Source organism: Phenylobacterium sp., assembly GCF_016793285.1.
In the GTDB taxonomy this organism is placed as follows: Bacteria; Pseudomonadota; Alphaproteobacteria; order Caulobacterales; family Caulobacteraceae; genus Phenylobacterium.
The window spans coordinates 1-3,467 of the sequence record NZ_JAEUMO010000243.1 but is presented as its reverse complement, the minus strand read 5'-3'; the positions used below and the strand labels follow the sequence as shown (position 1 = coordinate 3,467).

The 3,467-nt window shown below is 73.0% G+C and carries 5 protein-coding genes; 3 read left to right on the top strand and 2 right to left on the bottom strand.

The window, feature by feature from the left end:
- The first annotated feature begins 191 nt into the window (after positions 1–191).
- The 3 genes from timA to JNL41_RS20680 are packed head-to-tail and all read left to right on the top strand — an operon-like array spanning position 192 to position 2,430.
- Positions 192–812 carry a TIM44-related membrane protein TimA gene (timA, locus tag JNL41_RS20690; RefSeq protein ID WP_293478072.1) on the top strand — a complete coding sequence of 207 codons (621 nt, stop codon included), beginning with the start codon at positions 192–194 and terminating at the stop codon, positions 810–812.
- Positions 813–832: 20 nt separating this feature from the next.
- Positions 833–1,930: an MltA domain-containing protein gene (locus tag JNL41_RS20685; protein WP_293478071.1), complete on the top strand. Its 1,098-nt coding sequence runs from the start codon at positions 833–835 to the stop codon at positions 1,928–1,930.
- Positions 1,927–2,430, top strand: a complete 504-nt coding sequence (locus tag JNL41_RS20680; protein WP_293478070.1) for a Smr/MutS family protein — start codon at positions 1,927–1,929, stop codon at positions 2,428–2,430. Before JNL41_RS20685 ends, JNL41_RS20680 begins: the two co-directional genes overlap by 4 nt.
- A 14-nt stretch (positions 2,431–2,444) precedes the next feature.
- Here JNL41_RS20680 and JNL41_RS20675 read toward each other — a convergent pair whose 3' ends face one another.
- Complete coding sequence (locus tag JNL41_RS20675; protein WP_293478069.1) at positions 2,445–2,768, bottom strand: phosphoribosyl-ATP diphosphatase; 324 nt, start codon at positions 2,766–2,768, stop codon at positions 2,445–2,447.
- A partial coding sequence (gene hisF / locus JNL41_RS20670) for an imidazole glycerol phosphate synthase subunit HisF (protein WP_293478068.1) occupies positions 2,765–3,467 on the bottom strand: 703 nt, incomplete at its 5' end. The genes hisF and JNL41_RS20675, both read right to left, overlap by 4 nt.

Below are 3,467 nucleotides of genomic sequence, written 5' to 3'. Positions count from 1 at the left end.
GGGAAGGCGGAAATCTCTCTGGTTCGCGGCGGAACGCGCGCGGGTTCGGGGCACGCGGCTATCATGGGGTCGACGGGGATGCAACGTCGCCCCTGACGCGGACGTTCCGTCGGACTATATAGCTATGATCGGGCGTATGAGTTCTCCTGCGCTCAGACCGCCTCGACAGGGTCCTGACCGAAAGCTGCGCGTTGCAAGTCCTCGAACTGATCATCTTCGCCGGCCTCGCGGCCATCGTGCTCTACCAGCTCTACTCGGTGCTGGGCCGGCGCGTGGGACGCCAGCCGGAGGATCAACAGGCCACGGCCGACGCCAAGGTCCGTGCGCCGCGTGCGCCGGCGGGTCTCGCCGACCCTGCGGACGACGGCGTCGAGCTGACGGGTCTGGCCGCCGTGAAGGCCAAGGATCCGGCCTTCGACATGACCCGCTTCCTGGGCGGCGCGAAGGGCGCCTACGAGATGGTGGTGAAGGCCTTTGCGGCGGGCGACAAGGACACGCTGCGCAATCTCCTGGCCCCGCCGGTGATGGCGAGTTTCGAGGGCGTGATCGACCAGCGCGCGGCCGAGGGCCGCACCGAGCGCGTCGAGTTCCTCCAGGCGCCGCGCGCCGACCTCGAGAAGGCCGAGGTGACCGACGGCGATCTCGCGCGCCTGACCGTGCGCTTTCTGGCCGAATTCCGCAGCCGCACGAAAGGCCCTGAGGGCGAGGGCGTGGATGACCGGCGCACCGCCGAACTGTGGACGTTCGAGAGGCGCCTGAAGAGCCGCGATCCCAACTGGACGCTCGTCCACGTGGACGCCGCCGAGGCGTGACCCTTCCGGGCTGGCGAGTGATGGCGGCGGGTCTCGCCGCGCTTAGCCTCGCCGCCTGCGCCACGCCGTCCGAACACGGGCCGACGCCGCCGGGCTATCCGCCGCCAGCCGCGGGGCCGCGACCTTCGCCGCCTGCGGAGCCGCCGCGCCGGGTCGAACTCGCCGCCCTTCCGGGCTGGGCTGGCGACGACCACGACGCCGCGTTCGGCGCCTGGCGGGCGACCTGCCAGGCCAGCCGCGATCCGGGCCTGGGCGAACTGTGCCTCCGCGCAAAAGCGGTGCGCGATGTCGCGCCCGGTGTGGGGCGGCCGTTCTTCGAGGCGTTCTTCGTGGCCGAACGCGTGAGCGGCGAAGGCGTGCTCACGGCCTACTTCGCCCCGGTCTACCCGGCGCGCCGCAAACCCGACCCCGAGTTCAGCGCCCCCGTGCGCCCCCGCCCCGCCGACCTGCGCGTCGACGGAACGGCGGTGCTGCAGGTCCGGGCGGACGGCGGCGTCATGCCCTACCCCGACCGGGCCGCGATCGAGGGCTGGCCGGCCGACGACGCCCTGGCCTGGATGCGACCCGAGGACCTCTTCTTCCTGCAGGTGCAGGGCTCGGGAACGCTGACGTTCGAGGACGGCCGGCGGCTGAAGGCGCTCTATGCGGCGCACAACGGACAGGTCTTCGCCGGCATCGCCAACCCGATGCGCGACCGTGGGCTCCTGCCGCGGGACAATACCTCGGGCGACGCGATCCGCGGCTGGCTCGCCGCCCACCGCGGGCCCGAGGCCGACGAGATCATGCGGCTGAACCCGCGCTACGCCTTCTTCCGCCTCGCGCCGGACGATGGTCAGCCGCCGGTGGGCGCGGCCAACATCCCCCTGCCCCGCGGCCGCGCCGTGGCGGTGGACCCGGCCTTCCACGCCATGGGCGAACTGCTCTGGATCGACGCCGACGCACCGCTGCTGGCCGGCGCCTTTCCGAGCTACCGGCGCGTGGTGAGCGCGCTCGACACGGGCGGGGCGATCAAGGGCGACGTGCGGGCCGACCTCTATCTGGGCGAAGGCGACGCGGCCGGCGCCGAAGCAGGTCGCGTGCGCCACACCCTGAAGCTCTGGCGGCTGGTCCCACGATGAAGCGCCATCCGACGCCAGAGGAACTGCACCTGTGGGGCCGGGTGGCGGCCACGGTGCATCCGCTGCAGGGGCGGGCCGAGCCGCGCACGGCCCGCGGCCAGAGCCTCGACGCGCCGGCCCGGATCGCGCCGAAGGACCTGAAACCTGTCCATGACATGCGGCGCGGCGGGCTGGAGGACATCGAGCCCAACCGCCGCCACCGCATCGCCCGCGAGCGGGAGGAGATCGGCGGCCGCATCGACCTGCACGGCCTGACGCAGGACCGGGCGCGGGCGGCGCTGGAGGGGTTCCTTGCGCGGGCCTGGAACGACGGCTGGCGCGCGGTGCTGGTGATCACCGGCAAGGGCGTGCAGGGCGATGGCGTGCTGAAGCGCCGCGTGCCGGACTGGCTGGGCGCCCCGGAACTCTCCCACATCGTGGCGGGCATCTCGGAAGCCGCGCGGCAGCACGGCGGCGCGGGCGCGCTGTACGTGGCGTTGAAGCGGAAGGCGAGGGGGTAGCGGACTGAGTGGCGCTAGGCCCCACGCGACGCCTTCTCCTTCAGCCCGCTGGTCCCCTCGCGGGTCTCCAGGCGCTCGGCGACCTCGTCGAGGCTGACGCCGGCGGCGGCGATGAGCACCAGCCAGTGGTAGATCAGGTCGGCGCTTTCGGCGGTGAGGGCTTCGCGGTCGCCCTGGGCGGCGGCGATGACGGTCTCGACGGCCTCCTCGCCCATCTTCTTGGCGGCGCGGTCGAGGTCGCCCAGGAGCTGGGCGGTGTAGGAGGTCGAGGTGTCGCCGCCGCGGCGGCTCTCGATGGTGTCGGCCAGGCGGCCGACGACGGTGGTGAAGCGGCTCATGCGGCCTTCTCCGTGAGACGAACCGGGATGCCGGCGGCGGCCATGGCGGCCTTCGCCTCGCCGATCCCGACTTCGCCGAAGTGGAAGATGGAGGCGGCCAGCACGGCGTCGGCGCCGGCCTGCACGCCCTCGACCAGATGCTGCGCGTCGCCCGCGCCGCCGGAGGCGATCACGGGCACGGAGACGGCGGCGCTGACGCGGCGCACCAGCTCCAGGTCGTAGCCGGTCTTCGCGCCGTCGCGGTCCATCGAGGTGAGCAGGATCTCGCCCGCGCCCCTGGCTACCACCTCGGCGGCGTAGGCGACGGCGTCGAGGCCGGTGGGATTGCGGCCGCCGTGGGTGAAGACCTCCCAGCGGCCGTCGGCGGTGCGCTTGGCGTCGACCGAGACCACCACGGCCTGGCTGCCGAAGGCGTCGGCGCAGCGGCTGACGACGTCGCGGTCGTTCACGGCGGCGGTCATGATCGAGATCTTGTCGGCCCCCGCCAGCAACAGGCGCCGACCGTCCTCGACGCTGCGCACCCCGCCACCGACGCTCAGCGGCATGAAGCAGACCTCGGCGGTGCGGCGCACGACGTCGAGGATGATGCCGCGGTTCTCGTGGCTGGCGGTGATGTCGAGGAACATCAGCTCGTCGGCGCCGGCCGCGTCATAGGCCTGGGCCTGTTCGACCGGGTCGCCGGCGTCGACGAGGTTCACG